Below are 22176 nucleotides of genomic sequence, written 5' to 3' on the forward strand. Positions count from 1 at the left end.
TTCTTTAAACCTTTTTATTTTTAAGTACTATTTATTATTAAAATAAAAAAGAACTGTCTTTTCAGACAGTTCTTTTTATTTATTCAAATTATGAAAATTAATTTTTAATTAATTTAATAACTTTTGTACCATTTTCAGTAGAAATATTTGCAAAGTAAATACCGCTTGATAAATCAGATGCATTGATAGTAGCTGAAGAATTGTTTGGTTTTAAAGATAATATTTGCTTACCTGTTACATCAAATAAAAGAATTGAATTAATGTTTTGAGTAGCATTTATATTCCATTGATCTTGAGCTGGATTTGGATAAGCAGTAAAAGTAGTTGCTTCAAAATTATTGTTTTTTAAAACCGTAGCTTGATTTACAGAAAAATAAATATTGTCAAAATACACAATATCTGAAACTAAATCTGAAGATGTTCCTAACTTAAACTGGAAAAATTGAGTTTTATTAAATCCAATTCCTTCAAAGAAAGATAAAGGAATATTTACACTTTGCCATGAACTTTGAATTAAAGTTCCATTACTTCCTGCAGTGGTTAATTCATAAAAATGCTCAGTAACTGCTCCACCATTATTTTTTATAAGTATAAATCTAATTTCGCTTGAATTTGAATCTGCAAAATAATCAAAATGAACCCAATTATAAGTGGAAATATCAGTAACTCCATTTGTTCCTTCACCATAGCCTGCAGTAGCAAAGTTCATTTTTATTGCTTCATTAACACCTGCTGTAGGGTCTAAATCTGGTTTACTTTGAAATACTCCAAAATCATAATCCTTAACCCAAGTATTTGTAAAATTACCTGTATCACTATAGATATTTAATACCTCTGCATTAGGTGTCGAAGGTGTAGGTGATGGATTAGGTAAAGATGCTACAAAAGAAACGGTATAAGTAGCATTAACATTTCCATTTTGAGAAGTCACAACTACTGTAGCGTTTCCTGGTATTGAAGTTGCTTGATTAATAACAGCATTTGCTGCTGAATCAGTTGTGGTTGCCAATGTAATTTGAGGAACAGTAGTTGTTCCTACTACTAACTCATAAGTGTAAGAAGTTGCACTTGGTGAAAAACCAGGAATAGTAATACCATCTACTTTCAAATCACTTAAAGTTGCATCTGAACCAGCTGGAAGAGGAGATTTCCAAAAATATAAATTATCTAAATAAATTGTTCCTCCTGTTCCTCCATCAAATTTGAATTGGATTACGCTGTTAGGGTTGCCTGTAAGACCTGCAACAGGAATATCAAGAGATTGCCAAGAACCTGGTACGCTAGAAATAGCGTGAGGAATTTCAGCACCACTACTAATTGCGAACACATTTGGTGCTTGAGCATTTGTCCATACATCAACATGCAAGAATTCAAAACCTGAAATGTTTTGAGGTGTACCAGCCCAATCAGTACCTTGATAATTGAAATTTGCATATTGAAGTGTATTATCACCTGCAACTTGAATTTCAGTCACGACTGTAGATTGCCCCCAACCTGGATTTGTATTCACACCAGTTATATTAGTGTAAGCAGAACCATAAATCGAAATTACATCAGCTGCATTTCTTGCAGGTGGTGTTGGAGCTGCTGTCGTGGGCATTTGAGAATAGCCTATAGAAATACAAAACAACGCAAATAGAAAAGTAATTTTTTTCATAATGTTTATTTTTTTGAATTAAAAATTTTATTATTCCAAATATATCTTATAAATAATTAGTATATCCATAATCCTAGATATAGAAACTATACAAAAATTAAAAATTAAAAAACAATAATAAAATCCAATAAACAAAAGAAAAACAATATGTTAGAAGCACAATAACTTTTATTTGCAACCCGTTTAAAATTAGAATTATAACGGTTTCGTATAGGTAATGTATAGGTGTTAATCCATTTAAACTTTAAAATTTCGTCGCTTAAAAGTTGTGAAAAAACTTAATTTGATTTAATTACAAATTCAAGTTTAAATAAAACAATTTTTATTTTATAATTTAGGAAACTTTATGATTTTCCTTCTTTAATTATTTATGTATAAAGCTTTTATTTATGTAAATTTGCATTTCTTTACAAAAAGCTATGATTAAAACCGATTTTTCCAAACTAGAATCTAAAAAAAACATCCTAATCAAAGGAGCACAATTACACAATCTTAAAAACATTGATGTAGCTATTCCTAGAAACAAATTAGTTGTAATTACTGGTTTGTCTGGTTCAGGAAAATCGAGTTTAGCTTTTGACACACTTTATGCTGAAGGACAACGAAGATATGTTGAAAGTTTATCTTCTTATGCACGTCAATTTTTAGGTCGTTTGGATAAACCAAAAGTAGATTACATCAAAGGAATTGCTCCAGCGATTGCCATAGAACAAAAAGTAAATACTACAAATGCTCGTTCTACTGTTGGAACTTCAACAGAAATATACGATTACCTAAAATTACTATTTGCTCGAATTGGTAAAACCTTCTCTCCAATTTCTGGAAATGAAGTTAAAAAAGATTCTTTAGCAGATGTTGTTAAATATGTTCAAGAATTAGAACAAGATAGCAAATGGCTTTTAATTGCTCCTATTCATTTAGAAGAAGGAAGAGCTATAGAAGACAAACTTAAAGTTCTTTTACAACAAGGTTTTGCAAGAATATTAGTTGATAACGAAATGATTCGTTTGGATGCTATTGAAGGCATGAATTTCGCTAAAAAAGAAGTTTTATTGATTATTGATAGAATTGTTGTCAAGCAAAACGATGAGGAATTCATGAATCGTTTGGCTGATGCCATTCAAACCGCTTTTTTTGAAGGAAAAGGTACTTGTTATTTACAAGAAGTTAATTCGAATAAAAGAGTCGGATTTAGCAATAATTTTGACCTTGACGGAATGACATTCTTGGAACCTAATATTCATTTATTCAGTTTCAACAATCCATATGGAGCTTGTCCAACTTGTGAAGGTTATGGAAATGTAATCGGAATTGATGATGATTTAGTAGTACCAAATACAGCTCTTTCAGTTTATGAAAACGCCATTTATCCTTGGAGAGGAGAAAGTATGAGTTGGTATCGTGATCAATTGGTCAATAATTCACATAAGTTTGATTTCCCTATTCACAAACCTTATTTCGAACTTTCGGAAGAACACAAAAACCTAATTTGGGAAGGAAATAAATATTTTACAGGTTTAAATGATTTCTTTACCGAATTAGAAGAAAAAAATTATAAAATTCAAAACCGTGTGATGCTTTCACGATATCGTGGAAAAACAAAGTGTTATACTTGTAAAGGAAAACGACTTCGTGTTGAAGCAACTTACGTGAAAATTGCAGGTGCAACCATTTCAGATTTAGTAGATTTACCAATTTTGAAATTAATCACTTTTTTCAAAGAATTGACCTTAAACGAATATGATGCGATTGTTGCCAAACGTTTATTAATCGAAATCAATAGTCGATTAGAATTTTTACATAAAGTAGGATTAAGTTATTTGACTTTAAACCGAAATTCAGCAAGTTTATCTGGTGGAGAATCGCAACGTATCAATTTAGCGACTTCATTAGGAAGTAGTTTAGTAGGTTCGATGTATATTTTAGATGAACCAAGTATTGGATTGCATCCAAAAGACACCGAACAGTTGATTGAAGTATTGAAAAATCTTCGTGATTTAGGAAATACAGTAATTGTTGTGGAACATGATGAAGATATCATGAAAGCAGCTGATATGATTATCGATATTGGTCCAGAAGCAGGTACTAATGGTGGTTATTTAGTGGCTCAAGGTACTTATGATGAAATTCTAAAAGCGGATTCCTTAACAGCCAAATATTTAAATGGTGAAGAACAAATTGAAGTTCCTAAAAAACGTAGAAAATTCAAAAATCATGTGGATGTAATTGGAGCTAGAGAAAATAATCTTCAAAACCAAAACTTTACCTTTCCTTTAGAATGTCTTACAGTTGTAACAGGAGTTTCTGGAAGTGGAAAAAGTACTTTGGTAAAAAAGATATTATTTCCAGCTATTAAAAAGAGTTTAGAAGGAATCAGTGAAAAAGCTGGACAGTTTACTGAATTGGCTGGAAGTTATTCTCATATCAAACATATTGAATATGTGGATCAAAATCCAATTGGAAGAAGTTCGCGTTCCAATCCTGTGACTTATATCAAAGCTTACGATGATATTCGTGATTTATATTCAAAACAACCGGTTTCAAAATTGCGAAATTACCAAGCCAAACATTTCTCGTTCAATGTTGATGGTGGAAGATGCGAAACTTGTAAAGGTGATGGTACTGTTACGATCGAAATGCAATTTATGGCTGATGTAAATTTACTTTGCGAAACTTGTGGTGGAAAACGCTTTAAAAAAGAAGTTTTAGAAGTAAAATTTGAAGAAAAAAACATCGATGACATTTTAACTATGACCATTGACGATGCTTTAGCTTTCTTTACAAAATATGACCAAAAGAAAATTGTACAAAAATTACAACCTCTACAAGATGTTGGATTAGGTTATGTACAATTAGGACAATCTTCTTCTACCCTTTCTGGTGGTGAAGCACAACGTATTAAATTAGCTTCATTTTTAGTAAAAGGAACAATAAAAGACAAAGCCTTATTCGTTTTTGATGAACCTACAACGGGTTTACACTTTCACGATATTAAAAAATTATTAGCCTCTTTTGAAGCTTTATTAGAAAAAGGACATTCTATTATAGTTATCGAACACAATTTGGACTTAATCAAATGTGCAGATTACATTATTGATATTGGTCCAGAAGGAGGAGAATTTGGTGGAAAACTAATGGCTTTTGGAACTCCAGAAGAAATTGTAAAGAATAAAAATTCTGTTACTGGGAAATATTTGAAGGAGAAACTATAAAATTTTGTTTAGAGTTTTGAGTAATTTTTGATATTTAATTAATTTATTCTACTAATGAAAAAGGAAAATTATTCATTAATTATTCTAATTTCCACTATCATAACAGTTGTTAATTATTTAACAAGTTTTATGTTCATGTCGAATTATGAAATTATAATTTTTATATGGACATTATTAAATATAGTAGTTTTTCCAATTTGGATATCGATATATTGTTACAGAATTGCAATATTAAAAAAACTAAAAAATATAATTTACAGTGGTTTAATAGCTGTAATTAGTTATTTATCAACTTATATTATCCCTTTTATTGAGTATGTAGATTTTCATACACTATCATTAAGTGGTGATAATTTAAGTATTCTAATTTTAAAATTTTTCTTTCTTTTTGGATTAATTGTATTATTAATTTCTTTAATTATATTTCATTTAAAATTAAGAAAACAAATTTAAACTTCTAATTTACAATCACTTAAAACTCATTAACAACTCATTGACAACTGCTTAACGTATTCTGGCATAGCTATTGGATTTAATTAACCAAACGACAATAGATTTAAAAATTGTTGTATTGTTTAACCTTAAATTTTAGAAGTCATGAGAAAAATTACACTTTTAGTAGCAAGTTTATTACTCATAAGTAATGTAACTATTGCATCAGAAAAAAATGTGTTTGGTGCAAATGAAGAAGGTTATCGCTTTATTACAGATTATAGAGATGCTGACCCAATTGTTTTCAAAGAGAGAGGAATAGAATTCTATATCTTTTTAGATGGTCAATTTGATTTTAATACACAACCAACAACTTCAGGCACAAGATATCGTACTGAAAACATGAACAGAACATTTGGTGCACCTGGTGTTAGAACTGTAACGGTTTCAAATACTTATTATGGACCAGCAATAGGAGTGCGTGTAGAACATGATAATCAAGGTCGTGTGAGACGAGTTGGAAATGTTTTCATCAACTATGATGCTTATGGAAGAGTAAAAAGAATTGGCTCTGTTTACATGAAATACAACAGTTTTGCTCTGAAACAAGTAGGTGGAATGAAAATTTTCTACAACAGAAGAGGTCAAATCGTTGACGTAGTTGGATTTGTAAACAGTTCAAGCTATGGAAATGGATACAGCTTTAACGGAAACGGTTATGGAAACGGAAACAATTATGGATATGATTCAAATACAGATGAAGATTTTTACTACTACAGAAAAGATGGTAGCAAAGTAAAAATGGATGATTCAGATATTGTGGAAATCAAAAGAGAAGAGAAAGAAAGAAAAAGTAAATAATAGTTTGGTTAGTTAGTTAGTTTTTAAAGTCCTGTTAACAAAAATGTTAGCAGGATTTTTATTTAGGGTTATTTAATGAAAGTTAACCGCTGATTTGCAGATTTTTAATTAATTTTGACACTGTGAATCTAACGGCAAATACTAAAATCCAATCTTTCTTAAAACATTTTCCATAACAACATTTATATCATCAGACAGTTTCAATTTATAACTTAAAAACAAGTAAATAAATGAAACAAAAATAGATTTTAAAACAATATTAATGATTGGGTGAAAAGAAAAATCCCAAAAATAAAACAACAAAAAGCAACCTATTAATACTCCAAAAGCAGTAATTGTTTTTGAAGTAAAAGGAAATAACTTCATGCGTTTTACCACAAAAAGTAATTTGGATAAACTATATAGTGTTATGGAAAGTAAAGTGGCAAAAGCTGTTCCTTTTAATCCATAAAGCGGAATAAAAATCATATTTAAAATTACAGTTAAAGTCACTAACAAAACTCCTAAAAACAAAACTGTTTTATAATATTTTGAATTGAAAATAATAGCATTATTATTTCCTAATATTAAATCGAAATATTTCGATAATCCTATAGTAAATACCACAAAAATTCCACCTGAATATTCTTTTGGCAACAATAAATACAACTGATTGATGTTTACCAAAATCCCTAAAAATATCAAACCACCTACAATTTGTAACGTAATTGAAGTCTTTTTATACAAATCATTCAGCTCATCATGTTTGTTTTCACTCATTAATTTAGCAGTAATTGGATACGTAATTTGATGCATAGCTCGACTTGGAACAGCAATTACTGTAGCAATAAAAATCGCCACAGAATAATAAGCAATGTTTTCAATCTTAACATAGTTATTCAACATGAATTTGTCGATTTCTAAAAACAAATTGGCAATTCCACCAGTCAGAATAATGAATAAACTATAAGTAATTATCGCTTTTGAATTCGTTGGAAGTCTAAATTTAAAAGAAGGAAATCTAACTTTATAAGCATAAATTTTCATCAATAACATTGAAAAAAAGTAAATTCCCATTAAAGAATATACAAACTCAACTGGAGTTATCCAATCAAAATAAACGGCAAAAAGACTAATACTAACTAAAATTCGAAGAAAAACTTCTTTAATAAAATTCCCTAAAACCGATTGCAAATGCACTTTTACCCAAGCATAAAATATTTCAAAATAACCCATACAAAGTCCGATTACAGGAATTTGCCAGATGTAATCATATACAATTGGATTTTCTTTTGATAATAAAGTCGCAATTTGATGATAGCCAAAATATCCAACCAACGAAAACGGAACAATCAACAACAATGGAAGTAACAAAACAAAGGTTAAAAAAGATGATTTTTCTTCTTCAGTCTTATATTCATTAAAATATTTCACCAATGTATTATGCACTCCAAAAGCCATCAAAGGCATCATAATATTGGCTGCTGACAAGACATAACCTACCAAACCATAATAAGTATCACCCAAAAACTGAACGTACATATACAACGTATTTATCGCTCCAATGGCAAAACCAATGTAAGTGATTACGGTGTTTTTTAAAGATTGATTCAGGACAATTCCCATGAAATAAGTTATGAGTTATGAGTTATGAGTTTGGTTAAATGCTCGGTTAGTTTTTTTCTGCTGTATTTCTGCAAGCCTACAGCATTAACTTGTAACGTATTTTGCTTGAATTGATTATAATACCTTTCAATTTGTGATTTTAAAGCTTCTTTATCTTCGTATGTAAAGAATGTTCCTGTATTGGTTTCTTTGATAATATTTTTGAAATCTGCATGTTCTGGTCCAATAGCTAAAATTGGTCTATCGGAAACCATATATTCAAATAATTTTCCAGGAATGATGCAATTTGTAGCTTCTGAATCAATTTCAATTAACAATAGAACTTGTGAACTTCTTTGCTCTTGTAAAGCTTCATTATGAGAAACATAGCCTAAATGATTTACATAATTTTCTAATCTAAACTCATTTATGGTTTCTAGAACTTCTTTGCTCACTGCTCCAATTAATTTCAATTGAAAATCGTTGGCAAATTCTTCATTTTCTTGGACTAATTCGGATATAGACTTCCATAAAATTCTTGGATTTCTTTCCGATAAAAACGAACCAATATGTGCTAAAGTGAATTTTGAATCCATTGGCTTTTTGGAAACATTCTCAACATCATAACCGTTGGTAATGACTTCAATTGGTTTTGAAGTAATTTGTTCAAATTCGGCTTTTGTAGTTGGTGAAGTCACTATTAATTGGTCACAACTATTCATGACTTCTTTTTCTAAATCTTTATGTTTTTTAGCTGAATTTTTTGATAATTTCAAAGCTTTATGATAGCCTATAGTTGTCCAAGGATCACGAAAATCGGCAATCCATTGGATGTTATTTTGTTTTTTCAGACCTAATCCAATCAAATGCACACTATGTGGTGGACCAGTTGTAATAATGGTTTCAATATTGTTTTCTTGAATATATTTTTTAAGGAATTTCACAGAAGGTTTTACCCAAAAGATTCTTGCATCAGGAATGAACATATTTCCTCTTATCCAAAGTAACGTTCTTTCAATAAAAGATTGTTTTTTCTTATTGGGAATAATTCCTGAACTGATTTTCTTAGTTTTGTTTTTCGACAAAAATGAAGCCAAACCATAAGGTTCAAAAATGCGCTGTTTTATAATGGTTGCTTTCTCTGAAACTTCTTTAATCAAATTCTCGTCCAACAAAGGATAAGTCGGATTTTCTGGAATATAAACTATGGGTTCGATACCAAAATCAGGTAAATATTTTACAAACTTTAACCAACGTTGCACTCCTGGTCCACCAGCTGGAGGCCAATAATAAGTGATGATTAGTATTTGTTTTTTTTGTTTCAGGTTGTTTTGGTTAAAAGTTTAAAAGGTTATGAGGTTAAAAGGGTTTGTAATTTAATCTTAAATCAAAAATCGTTAATCTTTATTCTTTGTCAAGCTGAATTTCATTCAGCTTCTAAATTATTTTTGAGATGCTGAAATAAATTCAGCATGACAAGATTGTGTTTACTCTTTCTTCTTTTCTCTTTCTTCTTTATTCTCAAAATAAATCCCAACAATCAATAACAACAACATACCAATTGTACTAATTAATACAATCGTACTTCCTGTTTTAACAACTTGTGGTTCAAATTTAAATTCTATAGTATGATTTCCAGCAGGAACTTCTAATCCTCTTAAAGCATAATTTACTCTATAAATTGGAGCTTCTTTTCCATCTATATTGGCATTCCAACCGTTTGCATAATACATTTCTGAAAACACTGCAAATCCTTTGTTTGAATTAGTTGATTTATATTTTAAATGATTTGGTTTGTACTCAATTAAATCTATTTTTGCCAAGGAATCTCTTTTGAAATCTCCAAAAACTTTTCCTTTTGTTTTTAAAGCATTTGGATTAATGACAGCTACATCTTTTGTTCTCAAACTATCCAAAGCTTTCATTTCTTCATCAGCTGAATTTACTACTTTTATTTTTTCAACAAACCAAGCATTCCCATTCACATCAGGGTTTAATAAAGCTACGTCTTCTCCTTGCTCGTTGGCTTTTATAATATATTTCGTATTCAACATATTATAAACTTGTAAATTGTTTTTTGCAATTTGGTAATCAAACAATTCTTGCATTCTCTTAGGTTTCACAGCACTGTAACCACCAAGTGACTTATGGAAGTAAGAACTTCTAGCACTGCTCATATTCCCTGCCACTTCAAAAACTCTAAAATGTGTCGTGTCTTGTAAGATGTTTTGATCAGCTTCAGTCATTTGATAAGGTATATCAATTTCTCTTTTTGATTTGAAGTTTTCATCGTTTACGTATTTTTTATCCACTAAAAACAAATCAAAAATCATTACTAATCCCACTAAAATAACTGCATTCTTTTGTGAGATTTTATTTTTAATTGAACCATACATTACAACAAAAACTACTGCCAAAAAGCCTAAAGAACGAAACACATCAGAAGAATACATTGCTGCTCTATCTTCTTTTAGAACACTCATAAAATCATAGCCATAAGCTTCTGCATAATAACTGTCAGCTGGTCCAGAGAAATTGAACATTCCTTTGAACATTAATAATGAAATTAAAATTCCACCAACAATTGCTCCTGATTTCCATAAACCATTCCATTTTTGGGCATCATCAGCTTTATAGAATGAATATAATCCTAAAATAGCTAAAACTGGCATACATAATTCCAATAAAACTTGGATTGACGAAACAGCTCTAAATTTATTGTATAATGGTACATAGTCAATAAAGAAGTCCGTTAAAAAAGCTAAATTTTTTCCCCAAGAAAGAAATAAAGAAATTAAAATTCCAGCTAATAATGCATATTTTACTTTTCGTTTTTCAACAAAAAAGGCTAAAACTGCCAAAAAGAAAACGATAATTCCTACATAAGCTGGTCCGGAAACTCCTGGTTGATTGCCCCAATAAGTTCGCAATTGTTTTGTAATCATAGTAGCTTCATTCTCACTTGCTCCTTGTGAAATTACATATTGAAACATTTCTGAATCTTTTCCTAAATCTTCATAACTCGCACCACCAAAAAGCCTTGGAGCAATTAAGTTTAAACTTTCTGCAATTCCGTAACTATAATCTGTAATGTATTCGTAACTCATCGCATTCGAACTTTCTTTTTTAGAACCATCTGGTTCATAAGTCAGTTCGCTATCACTTCTGGTTGAAAATTTTGCATATTCTGATGTTGCTAATAGACTAGTTGCGTTTGCTCCAACTGCAAAAATTCCAGCAAAGGCAAAAACTCCAACTACTTTGGCTAAACCTTTAAAATCTTTTTCTTTTATGAAATGAATAAAATAATATATAGAAACCACTAAAAGTAAAATCAACAAATAATAAGTCATTTGAAAGTGGTTCGCTTGAATTTCCAATGCTGCTGCAACCATAGTTAGCAATCCACCAACAATATATTTTCGTTTAAAAACCAATAAAACTCCAGCTAAAACCATTGGCATATAAGCTATAGCATGAGCTTTTGCATTGTGTCCGGCTCCGATAATAATTATCATATAAGTCGAAAATCCGAAAGCTAAAGCCCCAAAAAACGCTTTTAGTGGATCTATTTTTAAAACCAATAATAAAATATAAAACCCTAAAAAGTATAAGAATAAATAATCTGCTGGTCTAGGTAAAAAACGCAAAACATCATCAAAGTGACCAATAAAATCGTTTGGGTATTTAGCTCCTAATTGATAGGTTGGCATTCCACCAAAAGCACTATTAGTCCAATATGGTTCTTGGTTGGTTTCTTTTCTAAAATCGTTTTGCTCTTTTGCCATTCCAGTATATTCTGCAATGTCATGTTGGTAAATTTGTTCTCCTTTTAAAACAGGATAAAAATAAATAACGGCTACAATTACAAACCCAAGAACAGCCAATAAATGAGAAGAATATTTTTGCAAATTTTTCATGCTACTAATTAAAATTTTGATGATGCTAAAGTAAATAAAAAAAGGATATCGTTAAAATATCCTTTGTGTTATTGTTTAAATCGTATTAATCTACTTCTTCATAGTCAATATACTCACCTACTTTCGTCTTTTCTTGAGGATTAACCTTTGATTGTTTATTATTTTGAGAAGTAGTTTCTTTATAATTTTGCTGTTGCTTAAACTGGTTTTCCATTTTTTGTTGCACTTTATTCATGGCTTTTTGCATAAGTATCGGTGCAAAAATTCGAATTAAGAATTTAAACAAATAATAAAATAAAACTATGTAAGCTAGCGTTCTTAATAAACCTGTAAATGATGCTTCTATCATTGTAATCTAATTTTAAAATTCAAAAATACAATTATAAGTAGTAAAAACCCCTAAATTGTTTCTTAAATTTATGATAAAATAACTACTTTTGAAAAACTTATTTAAGCCAATTATGAAAAACATTCTTAAATTACTACTGCTAACAGCACTACTTTCCACTGAAATAATTTCTGCTCAATATACAGATGTAATTAACTCCAACCGACCTGGTAAATCAATGATGGCTTTCTCTGTTGGTAAATCAGTTATTCAATTAGAATCTGGAGTTTTTGCAATAAAAGAAGAACATGATTTAATTGGTTATGATGCCAATGGATTTGGAGTAGATTTTGCCTTAAGATGGGGTGTAATCAAAGAAGAAATGGAAGCTGTTGTTGAAGTTCAGTATCAAAACGACACTTACACTAGTCCAATTGAAGAATACAAAAGAAGTGCTTTGAGAACTACAGTTATTGGTGCAAAATATTTGGTTTATGATCCTAATAAATATTACGAACAGAAAGTAAATATTAGAAGTTGGAAAGCTAATCAAGGGTTTAAATGGAGGCAATTAATTCCTGCTGTTGGTGTTTTTGCAGGAGCAAATCTTAATTTTTCTGACAATCCTTATAATTTTAATACAAATATAATTGAGCCAAAAGTAAGTCCTAAAGTAGCTTTAATAACACAAAACACTTTAGGAACAAGATGGGTTTTAGTTATTAATATTATCTATGATAAAATTACATCTGACTTTAAATCCTTAAATGGAATAATTACATTGACACATGGAATCAATGAAAAATGGTCTGTTTTTGGTGAAGCCCAAGCATATGATGGTGACTATTACAGAGACGGTGTTTTTAGAGCTGGTGGTGCTTATCTAATCAATAGTACTATGCAAGTTGATGCTTCTTTTTCAAAAAACATTAAAGATACTCCATCTATAATGTATGGTGGAGTTGGATTTTCTTGGCGTTTTGATAAAAATTATCAAGAAGTTAGGATAAAATCCCCAGAAGATAGAAAAAAGGATAAAGCCAATAAAAGTGCTAAGAAAAAAGAACCAAAATTAAATAAGAATAAAGAAAAGAAATTAAAAAAGTCTAAAGACGAAGAATAATTTCATCAAACTACAATGATTGTAATAAAAGAAGCTAAGACAAAAAAAGAAATGAAAGATTACGTGATGTTTTCTTTCGAATTGTACAAAAATAACCCTTACTGGATTCCTCCAATTATTGCAGAAGAACTAGAAACTTTTGACAAAGACAAAAATCCCGCTTTTCAAAGTGCAGAAGCTCACTTTTATTTGGCTTATAAAGACAATAAAATTGTTGGAAAATTAGCTGCCATAATTAATTGGGATGAAGTAAAAATACTTGGTAAAAGCAAAGTTAGATTTGGCTGGTTTGATGTTATTGACGACATTGAAGTTACAAAAGCCTTACTTGAAAAAGTATATGAACTAGGAAATAAACACAATTTAGAAACTGCTGAAGGTCCTATTGGTTTTTCAAATTTAGATAAAGTTGGTGTTTTAGTAGAAGGTTTTGATCAAATGGGAAATATGGTTACTTGGTATAGTTTACCTTATTATAAAGATCATTTTGAAAAATTAGGTTTAACCAAAGAAAAAGAATATATAGAAAGTGATTTTTCTTTTCATGGCATAAATCCAGAACCATTTCAAAAAGCAAGTGTTTTAATCAAAAAACGATACGAATTAAGATGTTTGAATTTCACAAAGACAAAAGACATTATGCCTTATGTGGACAAAATGTTTGATTTGTTTAATGAAACTTATGCTAAACTGCAATCATTTGTAGCCATAAATGACATTCAAAAAGAATATTTTAAAAAGAAGTACATCAGTTTTATCAATCCTGAATTTATTAAATTCATTGTAGATAAAGAGGATAAAATGGTTGCTTTTGCTATCGTTATGCCTGGTTTTAGTGAAGCCTTAAAAAAAGCTAACGGAAAATTATTTCCTTTTGGATTTTACCACTTATTGAAAGCTAAAAAACATTCAAAAGAAGTTGTTTTCTATTTAATAGGAGTTTTACCTGAATACCAAAGTAAAGGTGTTACAGCTATTATTTTTGATGAATATTACAAAGTTTGTCAAGCTAAAGGAATTGAAACTTGCGTAAGAACTCCAGAATTAGAAGAAAACCATGCCATTCATAATTTATGGAAGCATTTTAACAGCAGAATTACTAAACGTAGAAGGACTTATTCAATCAAATTATAAAACAAAAAGGCAGAATTAAAAATTCTGCCTTTTTGTTTAGTTGAATAATATTGTTTATTTAATAAGTTGCAATAACTTGAACCCCTTCAAAACTTTGTCCTCCAAATGTACCTCTTACTCCATCATCATCAAGTCCTACATTATCAATTCCTCCAGCAACAAAACCAATAATTGTTATTGTATGTGTTCCTGCTACTAATTCTACATAAGCAGTTCCATTTACACTATAATAACCATTGTAAACAGTTCCTGTAGTTAAAGTATTAGTATAGCTACCTGCATAATATCCATAGGAACCCGTACCATTTACTTGAGCCAAGCCACCATATAATCTAGGTCTTCCATCATCAATTCTACTTCCGTTATTAGTTGTCAAAAGAACCGATGTTTGATAATTAATACTTACCATAGCTTTACGAGTTAATGTTATTGATCCAGTGTAGAGAACGCTTTGTGCAATACTACCAGAGGCATTAGAAGATATGACTGTTTGAGGTATTGCAGTAGCTCCTGATGCATTTATAAGTGATTTTGTAGAAGTACCTCCTAATACTAAATCTCCATTAGTATCAGCATAAACGACTGATAAATCTAAACCTGTGTTATTGTTTGCAGCATTATTTGTACTGTTTAAGTTCTCAATACGTACTGTATTACCTGCTCCAGTAACATGTAATTTTGCAGAACCAGCACCCATCGTAGAACCAATAACAAGGTTCCCATTACTATTAATTCTTAATTTTTCTGCACCATTGGTTGAAACACCAATCGCATCTGCACTTGGACTAAAAATACCTGTATTTTGATCACCTTGGTATGAAAAAGTTGGTAATAAAGCTGAACCTAAAGAGTAGGATTGTAATTGTCCATTATTAGCATTTGAAATATTCCAACGATTGGTTGCATTTGTTTTTATTCTTAAGTCTTGTGAATCTATTGTACCTATAAAATTTGTACTTGCAGTTGTACCTGCATTTCCTGTTGTGGACCAGTTTTGTCCAACAGCTAATCTAACCCATTTAGCACTATCCCAGTAATAATATCCTGGAGTTACATCGGCTACTGTAGCAGTGTTATAAACCATTTCTGAAACTTCAGGAGCTACTAAAGGTGTTGCAGATGTTGTAATAGTCAAAGCTACTCGAGGGATTAGAAGACCATCATTGGTTGACGTAATGTCTAAAGTTGCTTTTGGATTTGTTGTTCCAATTCCTACTTGTGCATTTCCAATTAATGTAAAAACAAAAATAAAAGAAAAACAAAAAAAGTTAATTTTTTTAATCATAACTACTATATTTAAATTAGTGGGACTCTTATTTAAATTAGTGTCTATGGTATAAAGATAAAATTTTAAAACCAAAAAAAAAAGTCTGTAAAAAAATTACAGACTTTTTTAACACATTAAAAAATATAGTTATAAAACTATTATTTTTTTAAATCTCTTATACATTTTCTACTGTTTTAGCTGCAATTTGCTTATAAGTTCCATTAACTAACTTTTCACGAATTGCTTCAAAAGCAGACAACGTTTCATTAATATCTTCTAAAGTATGTGAAGCAGTAGGAATCATTCGTAATAAAATTATTCCTTTTGGAATCACAGGATAAACAACAATAGACAAGAAAATACCATAATTTTCACGTAAATCGTTAACCATTATCATTGCTTCAGGAATAGAACCTTCTAAATAAACTGGTGTAATACAAGTATTAGTATCTCCAATATTGAAACCCTTTTCTTTTAATCCACTCTGTAATGCATTAACATTTTCCCAAAGTTTATCTTTTAAACCTGGATTTTCACGTAATAATTGCAAACGTTTCAAAGCTCCAACTGTTTGAATCATCGGTAATGATTTAGCAAACATTTGAGAACGCAAATTATATTTTAAATAATCAATAATATCTTTATCAGCTGCTAAAAAAGCACCAATACTTGCCATAGACTTAGCAAATGTTGAAAAATACACATCAATCCCATCTTGACAACCTTGCTCCTCACCTGCTCCAGCACCTGTTTTACCTAATGTTCCAAATCCATGAGCATCATCAACTAATAAACGAAAATTGTACTTTTCTTTCATAGCTACAATTTCTTTCAATTTACCTTGTTGACCACGCATTCCAAAAACTCCTTCTGTGATGAATAAAATTCCTCCACCAGTTTCAGTTGCCATTTTTGTAGCACGTTGCAAGTTTTTTTCCATACTTTCCAAGTCATTATGCTTGTAAGTAAAACGTTTTCCCATGTGCAAACGAACACCATCTATAATACAAGCATGTGCATCAACGTCATAAACAATAATGTCATTTTTTGTTACCAAAGCATCAATACATGACATAATTCCTTGGTATCCAAAATTCAATAAATAAGCTGATTCTTTTTGTACAAAAGCAGCTAATTCGTTTTCTAATTGCTCATGAACTGAAGTATGACCACTCATCATTCGAGCTCCCATTGGATAAGCAGCACCATATTCTAGAGCTGCATCAGCATCAGCCTTTCTAACTTCAGGATGATTTGCTAAACCTAAATAGTCATTAATTGACCAGTTAAGTACTTTTTTTCCTTTGAAAGTCATTCTTGGTCCAAGTTCTCCTTCTAATTTAGGAAAAACGAAATAACCTTCAGCTTGTGAAGCCCATTTACCTAATGGCCCTTTATTATCTTGTATTCTTGCAAATAAATCTTTTACCATAATATGTTAAATATAGTTTTAAAAACCCGGCAAAAATACAAATAAAAAAGAGATTATAATAATTTATTTTTGGGAGTTTGCAAAACATCAAAATAGATTTAAAAACACTAACTGTTTGTTTTGCAACGTGCTATCCACTATATCTTTTGTAATTTAGATTTTTTATCAAAAATTTAAATTACAAAAGGATACCGTTCCTATCACTAACTCGAAAAAAAAAGAATAAAAATTAGAATTATAATAAATAATGAACGTATATTTGCACCGAGCGACACAGCAATGTGGTTACACGTTCATCATGAAAGTCGATCGCTCCAGATCGGCTTTTGTACTTTTTAGAATGTTCATTTTCAAAAATCTAGCTCCATTTCTGAAACAATTTGAAACAAAACAAACCAATTGAAACTAAAAAATAATGCAACTCGTTTTCGCTTCCAACAACCAAAATAAAATTAAAGAAATTCAGCAAATGCTTCCTGAATCAATTACTATTTTAAGTTTAGAAGATATTGGTTGCACGGAAGAAATTGCAGAAACAGCTGACACGATTGAAGGAAATGCAATTCTAAAAGCGAATTATGTTACCGAAAAATATGCTTATGATTGTTTTGCAGATGATACTGGACTAGAAGTTGACGCTTTAAATGGTGAACCAGGTGTTTATTCAGCGAGATATGCTGGAGAACATAAAAATGCTGATGATAATATGGATAAATTGCTTACTAATTTGGAAAACAAAACCAACAGAAAAGCACAATTTAAAACGGTAATTGCTCTAAATATTAATAAAAATCAACATCTTTTTACAGGAATCGTAAAAGGAAATATAATCAAAGAAAAAATTGGCAATCAAGGATTTGGTTATGACCCAATTTTCACAGCTGAAAACGATACTCGAACTTTTGCAGAACTATCTATTGAAGAAAAAGCAGCAATTAGTCATAGAGGAATTGCAGTAAAACAACTTATAGATTTTCTTTCTAAAATTTAATCCTTTTTATATAAGGAAGGTAAATACCATTTATACTTTACAGCCAAGAGTCTAAAAGAAATCATAAACAAAGAGGTTAACAAATACAAAACATCTTGATTTAAATGTACTCGCTTTAAAAGAAAAAACATAACTCCTCCAGCAATACAAACAGTTGCATAAATTTCTTTTCTAAATATTACTGGTATTTCATTACAAAGTATATCTCTTATTACTCCTCCAAAACTTGCCGTAATAGTTCCTAAAGTAATACATATAATAGGATGAAGTCCAAATTCAATCCCTTTTTCTATTCCAATAATAGTAAAAACACCTAAACCAATTGAATCAAACAAAAACAACGAAACCCTTAATCTTTCTAAATGTCTTTTAAAAAATAGTGTCACAAAATAAGCCAACAGTATAATGTATAGGTAAGTTAAGTTTCCCATCCAACCAACTGGTGTTTTTCCAATCAGCACATCTCTTAAAGTTCCTCCACCTAAAGCAGTAACAAAAGCTATTATGAATACACCAAAAGCATCGAGTCTCTTATTCAAACCCGATAAAACTCCCGAAATAGCAAATACAAAAACACCAATACTATCTAAAATTTGAAACATTTTTGAATTTATTTAATTAAAATCCGTCAAAAATAGACAATATTTAGCTTCTTCAAAGAATCAAAATTCTTAATTATAAAGATAAAAAGAGCTGAAATTGAACATTTTAGATATAATTAGCATATACCACTTATAATCAGTACCTTTGCACCCAATTTAAAATACTTTATGAATAAATTTGAACAATTAGGTCTGAATGAATCGTTACTGCTGGCGATCAAGGATCTAGGATTTGAGAATCCGTCAGAAGTGCAAGAAAAAGCGATTCCAGTACTATTGGAACAAAACACTGACTTAGTAGCTTTAGCACAAACAGGAACAGGGAAAACAGCAGCATTTGGTTTTCCGCTAATTCAAAAAATAGATGTTGAAGACAGAAGCACTCAAGCATTAATCTTATCTCCAACACGTGAACTTTGTTTACAAATTACCAACGAAATTAAACTGTATTCAAAATACATCAAAGGTTTAAACACTGTGGCAATTTATGGTGGTGCTAGTATCACAGAACAAGCAAGAGAAATTAAACGTGGAGCACAAGTAATTGTAGCAACTCCAGGTAGAATGCAAGACATGATTAATCGTGGATTGGTAAACATCAAAAACATAAACATTTGTGTTTTGGATGAAGCTGATGAAATGTTGAACATGGGTTTCTATGAGGATATTGTTTCTATATTATCAGACACTCCAGAAGACAAAAACACTTGGTTATTTTCTGCAACAATGCCAGCTGAAGTAGCGCGTATTGCTAAAAAGTTTATGAAAGAACCAGCTGAAGTTACTGTTGGACACAAAAACTCAGGATCAAAAACAGTATCACACGAATTTTACTTAGTAAATGCTCGTGATAGATATGAAGCCTTAAAACGTTTAGCCGATTCAAATCCAGATATTTTTTCTGTAGTTTTTTGTCGTACAAAACGTGATACACAATCTGTTGCTGAAAAATTAATTGAAGATGGTTACAACGCTGCAGCTTTGCATGGAGATTTATCTCAAGCACAACGTGATGGTGTAATGAAATCTTTTAGAGGAAGACAAATTCAAATGCTTGTAGCTACTGACGTTGCTGCTCGTGGAATTGACGTTGATGATATTACCCACGTAGTAAATTATCAATTACCTGATGAAATTGAAACGTACAATCACCGTTCAGGAAGAACCGGTCGTGCTGGAAAAACAGGTACTTCAATCGTAATTATCACAAAAAGTGAATTGCGTAAAATTTCAGCTATTGAAAGAATTATCCAACAAAAATTTGAAGAAAAAACAATTCCTTCAGGTATAGAAATTTGTGAAATTCAATTATTACACTTAGCTAATAAAATTAAAGATACAGAAGTTGATCACGAAATTGACAACTATTTACCTGCTATTAATGATGTTTTATCTGATTTGGATAAAGATGAATTAATCAAAAAAATTGTTTCTGTAGAGTTTAATAGATTTTTAGAATACTACAAAAAGAAACGTGATTTATCAGGTTCTGGTGAAAGAAACGAAAGAAGTTCTGAACCAAGAGAGTTTAAAGCTGGAGATTCAGTAAGATATTTTATCAATATTGGAGCTAGAGATGATTTCGATTGGATGCAGTTAAAAGATTTCTTAAAAGAGACACTTGATTTAGGAAGAGATGATGTTTTCAAAGTAGATGTAAAAGAAGGATTCTCATTCTTCAATACAGATGCTGAACACATGGAAAAAGTAATGTCAGTAATCAATGGTTATGACATGAACGGAAGAAGAATCAACGTTGAAATTTCTAAAAATGATGGTGGTTCTAGAAACTCTGGAAGAAGAGATCACAACGGAAGAAGTGGTGGAAGAAGTTCTGGTGGTGGATTTAGAGGAAGTCGTGATGGTGGAAGCAGAAATTTCACTAAAAGAGATTCAAGTTCTGGAAGTGGAGAAAGAAGAAGAAGTTCTTCGTCTGATGCTCCAAAAAGAGAAAGAAGAAGTTCTGGAGGAGAATCAAAAGGATTCTTTGAAAAAGCGAAACGCTCAAGAAGAAGCGAATAAATAAGTTAATTTTCTTATAAAACTGCGAAATATCTCTAATTGATTCGTATTTTTGAATCAATATTTAAAAAATGAGATATTTTGTAGTTTTTTTATGCCTTTTTGTTACCTCTTTTGGTTTTTCACAAACTAAAAAAGATTCGGTGGCTGTTGTTGAAAAAGTAAAAGGTACTGTTGTAAACATTGAAACTTTACTTCCAATGAATAACGTGCATGTTATTAATACAACTCAAGTAAAAGGAACAATTACAAATGGTAGTGGTGAATTTGAAATTGAAGGTGTAGTCAATGATACCATTATTTTTACCTATCTTGGTTTTGAAACAGTTAAAACAGTTATCACTAATGACTGGATAAAAAACAATACTACAAAAATCAAGCTTACGGAAAAGATTTATGTCTTAGAAGAAATTAAACTTTCACAATACAATCTTACTGGTTATCTTGAAGTTGATACCAAAATCATTCCGGTAAATGATAATTATAGAAGTAACATTAGTGGTTTATTAGCTTATTATGAAGTTGGAGATCGTTCACCAAATGCTTTAGGAAGAGTTGTTCGTTCTGTTTTAAATCCTGCTGATTTCTTGTATAATACCTTTAGTAATAAATCTAAAGAGATGAAAAAGCTAAAGCAAATGAAAGCTAATGATGACATCAGAAAGCTTTTAGCGACAAAGTATGACAGAGAAACATTAGCATCTTTATTAGAAATTAGCAAAGATGATATTCCATTGATTTTAGAAAAATGTAACTACTCAAAAGATTTTATCAATTCAGCTAACGATTTGCAAATTCTAGATGCAATTAGTGGCTGTTATGAAGAATATAAAATGCTGAAACGATTATAGATTTTCGTAAAATCTAGCTTCTACATTTTTTATATCTTTTATTGTTTTTCTGGCCCAATCAATTCGTTTTTCAAAAATTTCTTCTTCAGATAATTGCCAATCGATAGTAGAATTTCTTAATCTGTTTGTAATATCTTGAATGATGATTGCTGCAGAAACAGAAATATTTAAACTTTCAGTAAAACCAACCATAGGAATTTTCAAATAACCATCCGCTTGTTGCATTACTTCATCAGATAATCCTTCTTTTTCGGTTCCAAAAAACAAAGCAGAAGGTTTAGAAATATCAAAATTTTCAATGGTGCACGAGTCGTTGTGTGGTGTTGTTGCTATAATTTGATAACCTTTTTCTCTTAAATTATCAATACAAGCTTGACTTGAAGGATGTTCAAAAATATCCACCCATTTTTGAGCTCCCATGGCAATTTGCTTGTCAATGGATTTGCCAAATTTCTGTTCCACAATATTTAATTCTTGGATACCAAAAACCTCACAACTTCGCATTACAGCACTAGTATTATGCATTTGAAATACATCTTCAACTGCAATTGTAAAGTGTTTGGTACGATTAGTTAAAACATCTAAAAAACGTTGTTTTCTGTTTTCTGAAAGAAACCCTTCCAAATAGGTAAGTAAGTCTGAATTTTCCATTTTGGCAAAGATAACTAATTAGACTCTATTACAAAAAAAACGTCAGCTTAAGATGAATTAACATTACTTAAACTGACGCAAACAAAATAAAAACTAATCAATAATAATC

16 protein-coding genes are annotated in these 22176 nt (G+C 30.4%); 7 read left to right on the forward strand and 9 right to left on the reverse strand.

What is annotated here, in order from left to right; genetic code table 11:
* Positions 1-97: 97 nt before the first annotated feature.
* Positions 98-1657 (reverse strand): T9SS type A sorting domain-containing protein, encoded by a 1560-nt coding sequence (locus tag ACFO3U_RS12495; protein ID WP_379742940.1) that lies wholly within the window; start codon positions 1655-1657, stop codon positions 98-100.
* 419 nt (positions 1658-2076) lie between these two features.
* Between ACFO3U_RS12495 and uvrA the strand changes: the two genes are divergently transcribed.
* Both uvrA and ACFO3U_RS12505 read left to right on the forward strand, forming a co-directional pair.
* Positions 2077-4869 (forward strand): excinuclease ABC subunit UvrA, encoded by a 2793-nt coding sequence (gene uvrA, locus ACFO3U_RS12500; protein WP_379742943.1) that lies wholly within the window; start codon positions 2077-2079, stop codon positions 4867-4869.
* 597 nt (positions 4870-5466) lie between these two features.
* Positions 5467-6162, forward strand: a complete 696-nt coding sequence (locus ACFO3U_RS12505) for a hypothetical protein (protein ID WP_379742946.1) — start codon at positions 5467-5469, stop codon at positions 6160-6162.
* Between the two features lie 141 nt (positions 6163-6303).
* Here ACFO3U_RS12505 and ACFO3U_RS12510 read toward each other — a convergent pair whose 3' ends face one another.
* From ACFO3U_RS12510 to ACFO3U_RS12525, 4 genes are all read right to left on the reverse strand, one after another.
* Positions 6304-7767 (reverse strand): oligosaccharide flippase family protein, encoded by a 1464-nt coding sequence (locus ACFO3U_RS12510; RefSeq protein WP_379742949.1) that lies wholly within the window; start codon positions 7765-7767, stop codon positions 6304-6306.
* An 8-nt stretch (positions 7768-7775) separates the two neighbouring features.
* Positions 7776-9008, reverse strand: a complete 1233-nt coding sequence (locus tag ACFO3U_RS12515) for a glycosyltransferase family 4 protein (protein WP_379742954.1) — start codon at positions 9006-9008, stop codon at positions 7776-7778.
* A 225-nt stretch (positions 9009-9233) separates the two neighbouring features.
* Positions 9234-11666, reverse strand: coding sequence for a YfhO family protein (locus tag ACFO3U_RS12520; protein ID WP_379742957.1), 2433 nt, complete (start codon positions 11664-11666; stop codon positions 9234-9236).
* Positions 11667-11751: 85 nt separating this feature from the next.
* Positions 11752-12015 (reverse strand): DUF4834 domain-containing protein, encoded by a 264-nt coding sequence (locus ACFO3U_RS12525; RefSeq protein ID WP_379742960.1) that lies wholly within the window; start codon positions 12013-12015, stop codon positions 11752-11754.
* 112 nt (positions 12016-12127) lie between these two features.
* Here ACFO3U_RS12525 and ACFO3U_RS12530 point away from each other — a divergent pair, with 112 nt between their 5' ends.
* A complete protein-coding gene (locus ACFO3U_RS12530; RefSeq protein WP_379742963.1) occupies positions 12128-13117 on the forward strand; it encodes a transporter in 990 nt (329 codons plus the stop codon).
* A 15-nt stretch (positions 13118-13132) separates the two neighbouring features.
* A complete protein-coding gene (locus tag ACFO3U_RS12535) occupies positions 13133-14251 on the forward strand; it encodes a GTP cyclohydrolase (RefSeq protein WP_379742966.1) in 1119 nt (372 codons plus the stop codon).
* Between the two features lie 58 nt (positions 14252-14309).
* On the opposite strand, the gene ACFO3U_RS12540 is transcribed toward ACFO3U_RS12535, so the two are convergent.
* Together ACFO3U_RS12540 and ACFO3U_RS12545 are read right to left on the reverse strand one after the other, a co-directional pair.
* On the reverse strand, positions 14310-15536 hold the full coding sequence (locus ACFO3U_RS12540; RefSeq protein WP_379742969.1) for a hypothetical protein: 1227 nt from the start codon (positions 15534-15536) through the stop codon (positions 14310-14312).
* 157 nt (positions 15537-15693) lie between these two features.
* Positions 15694-16950 (reverse strand): aminotransferase class I/II-fold pyridoxal phosphate-dependent enzyme, encoded by a 1257-nt coding sequence (locus ACFO3U_RS12545; protein ID WP_379742972.1) that lies wholly within the window; start codon positions 16948-16950, stop codon positions 15694-15696.
* Positions 16951-17365: 415 nt separating this feature from the next.
* Between ACFO3U_RS12545 and ACFO3U_RS12550 the strand changes: the two genes are divergently transcribed.
* Complete coding sequence (locus ACFO3U_RS12550) at positions 17366-17941, forward strand: non-canonical purine NTP diphosphatase (RefSeq protein ID WP_379742975.1); 576 nt, start codon at positions 17366-17368, stop codon at positions 17939-17941.
* On the opposite strand, the gene ACFO3U_RS12555 is transcribed toward ACFO3U_RS12550, so the two are convergent.
* Positions 17938-18543, reverse strand: a complete 606-nt coding sequence (locus ACFO3U_RS12555; RefSeq protein WP_379742978.1) for a trimeric intracellular cation channel family protein — start codon at positions 18541-18543, stop codon at positions 17938-17940. The genes ACFO3U_RS12550 and ACFO3U_RS12555 overlap by 4 nt on opposite strands.
* A 168-nt stretch (positions 18544-18711) precedes the next feature.
* Between ACFO3U_RS12555 and ACFO3U_RS12560 the strand changes: the two genes are divergently transcribed.
* Together ACFO3U_RS12560 and ACFO3U_RS12565 are read left to right on the forward strand one after the other, a co-directional pair.
* Entirely contained in the window at positions 18712-20565 is a 1854-nt protein-coding gene (locus ACFO3U_RS12560; protein ID WP_379742981.1) for a DEAD/DEAH box helicase, read from the forward strand.
* A gap of 71 nt (positions 20566-20636) precedes the next feature.
* Complete coding sequence (locus tag ACFO3U_RS12565; protein WP_379742983.1) at positions 20637-21416, forward strand: carboxypeptidase-like regulatory domain-containing protein; 780 nt, start codon at positions 20637-20639, stop codon at positions 21414-21416.
* Here ACFO3U_RS12565 and ACFO3U_RS12570 read toward each other — a convergent pair.
* Positions 21411-22067, reverse strand: coding sequence for a TrmH family RNA methyltransferase (locus ACFO3U_RS12570; protein ID WP_379742986.1), 657 nt, complete (start codon positions 22065-22067; stop codon positions 21411-21413). The two genes, ACFO3U_RS12565 and ACFO3U_RS12570, sit on opposite strands and share 6 nt — an antisense overlap.
* Positions 22068-22176: the final 109 nt, after the last annotated feature.

The sequence above is a fragment of the Flavobacterium ponti genome, assembly GCF_042652765.1.
Taxonomy (GTDB): Bacteria; Bacteroidota; Bacteroidia; order Flavobacteriales; family Flavobacteriaceae; genus Flavobacterium; species Flavobacterium ponti.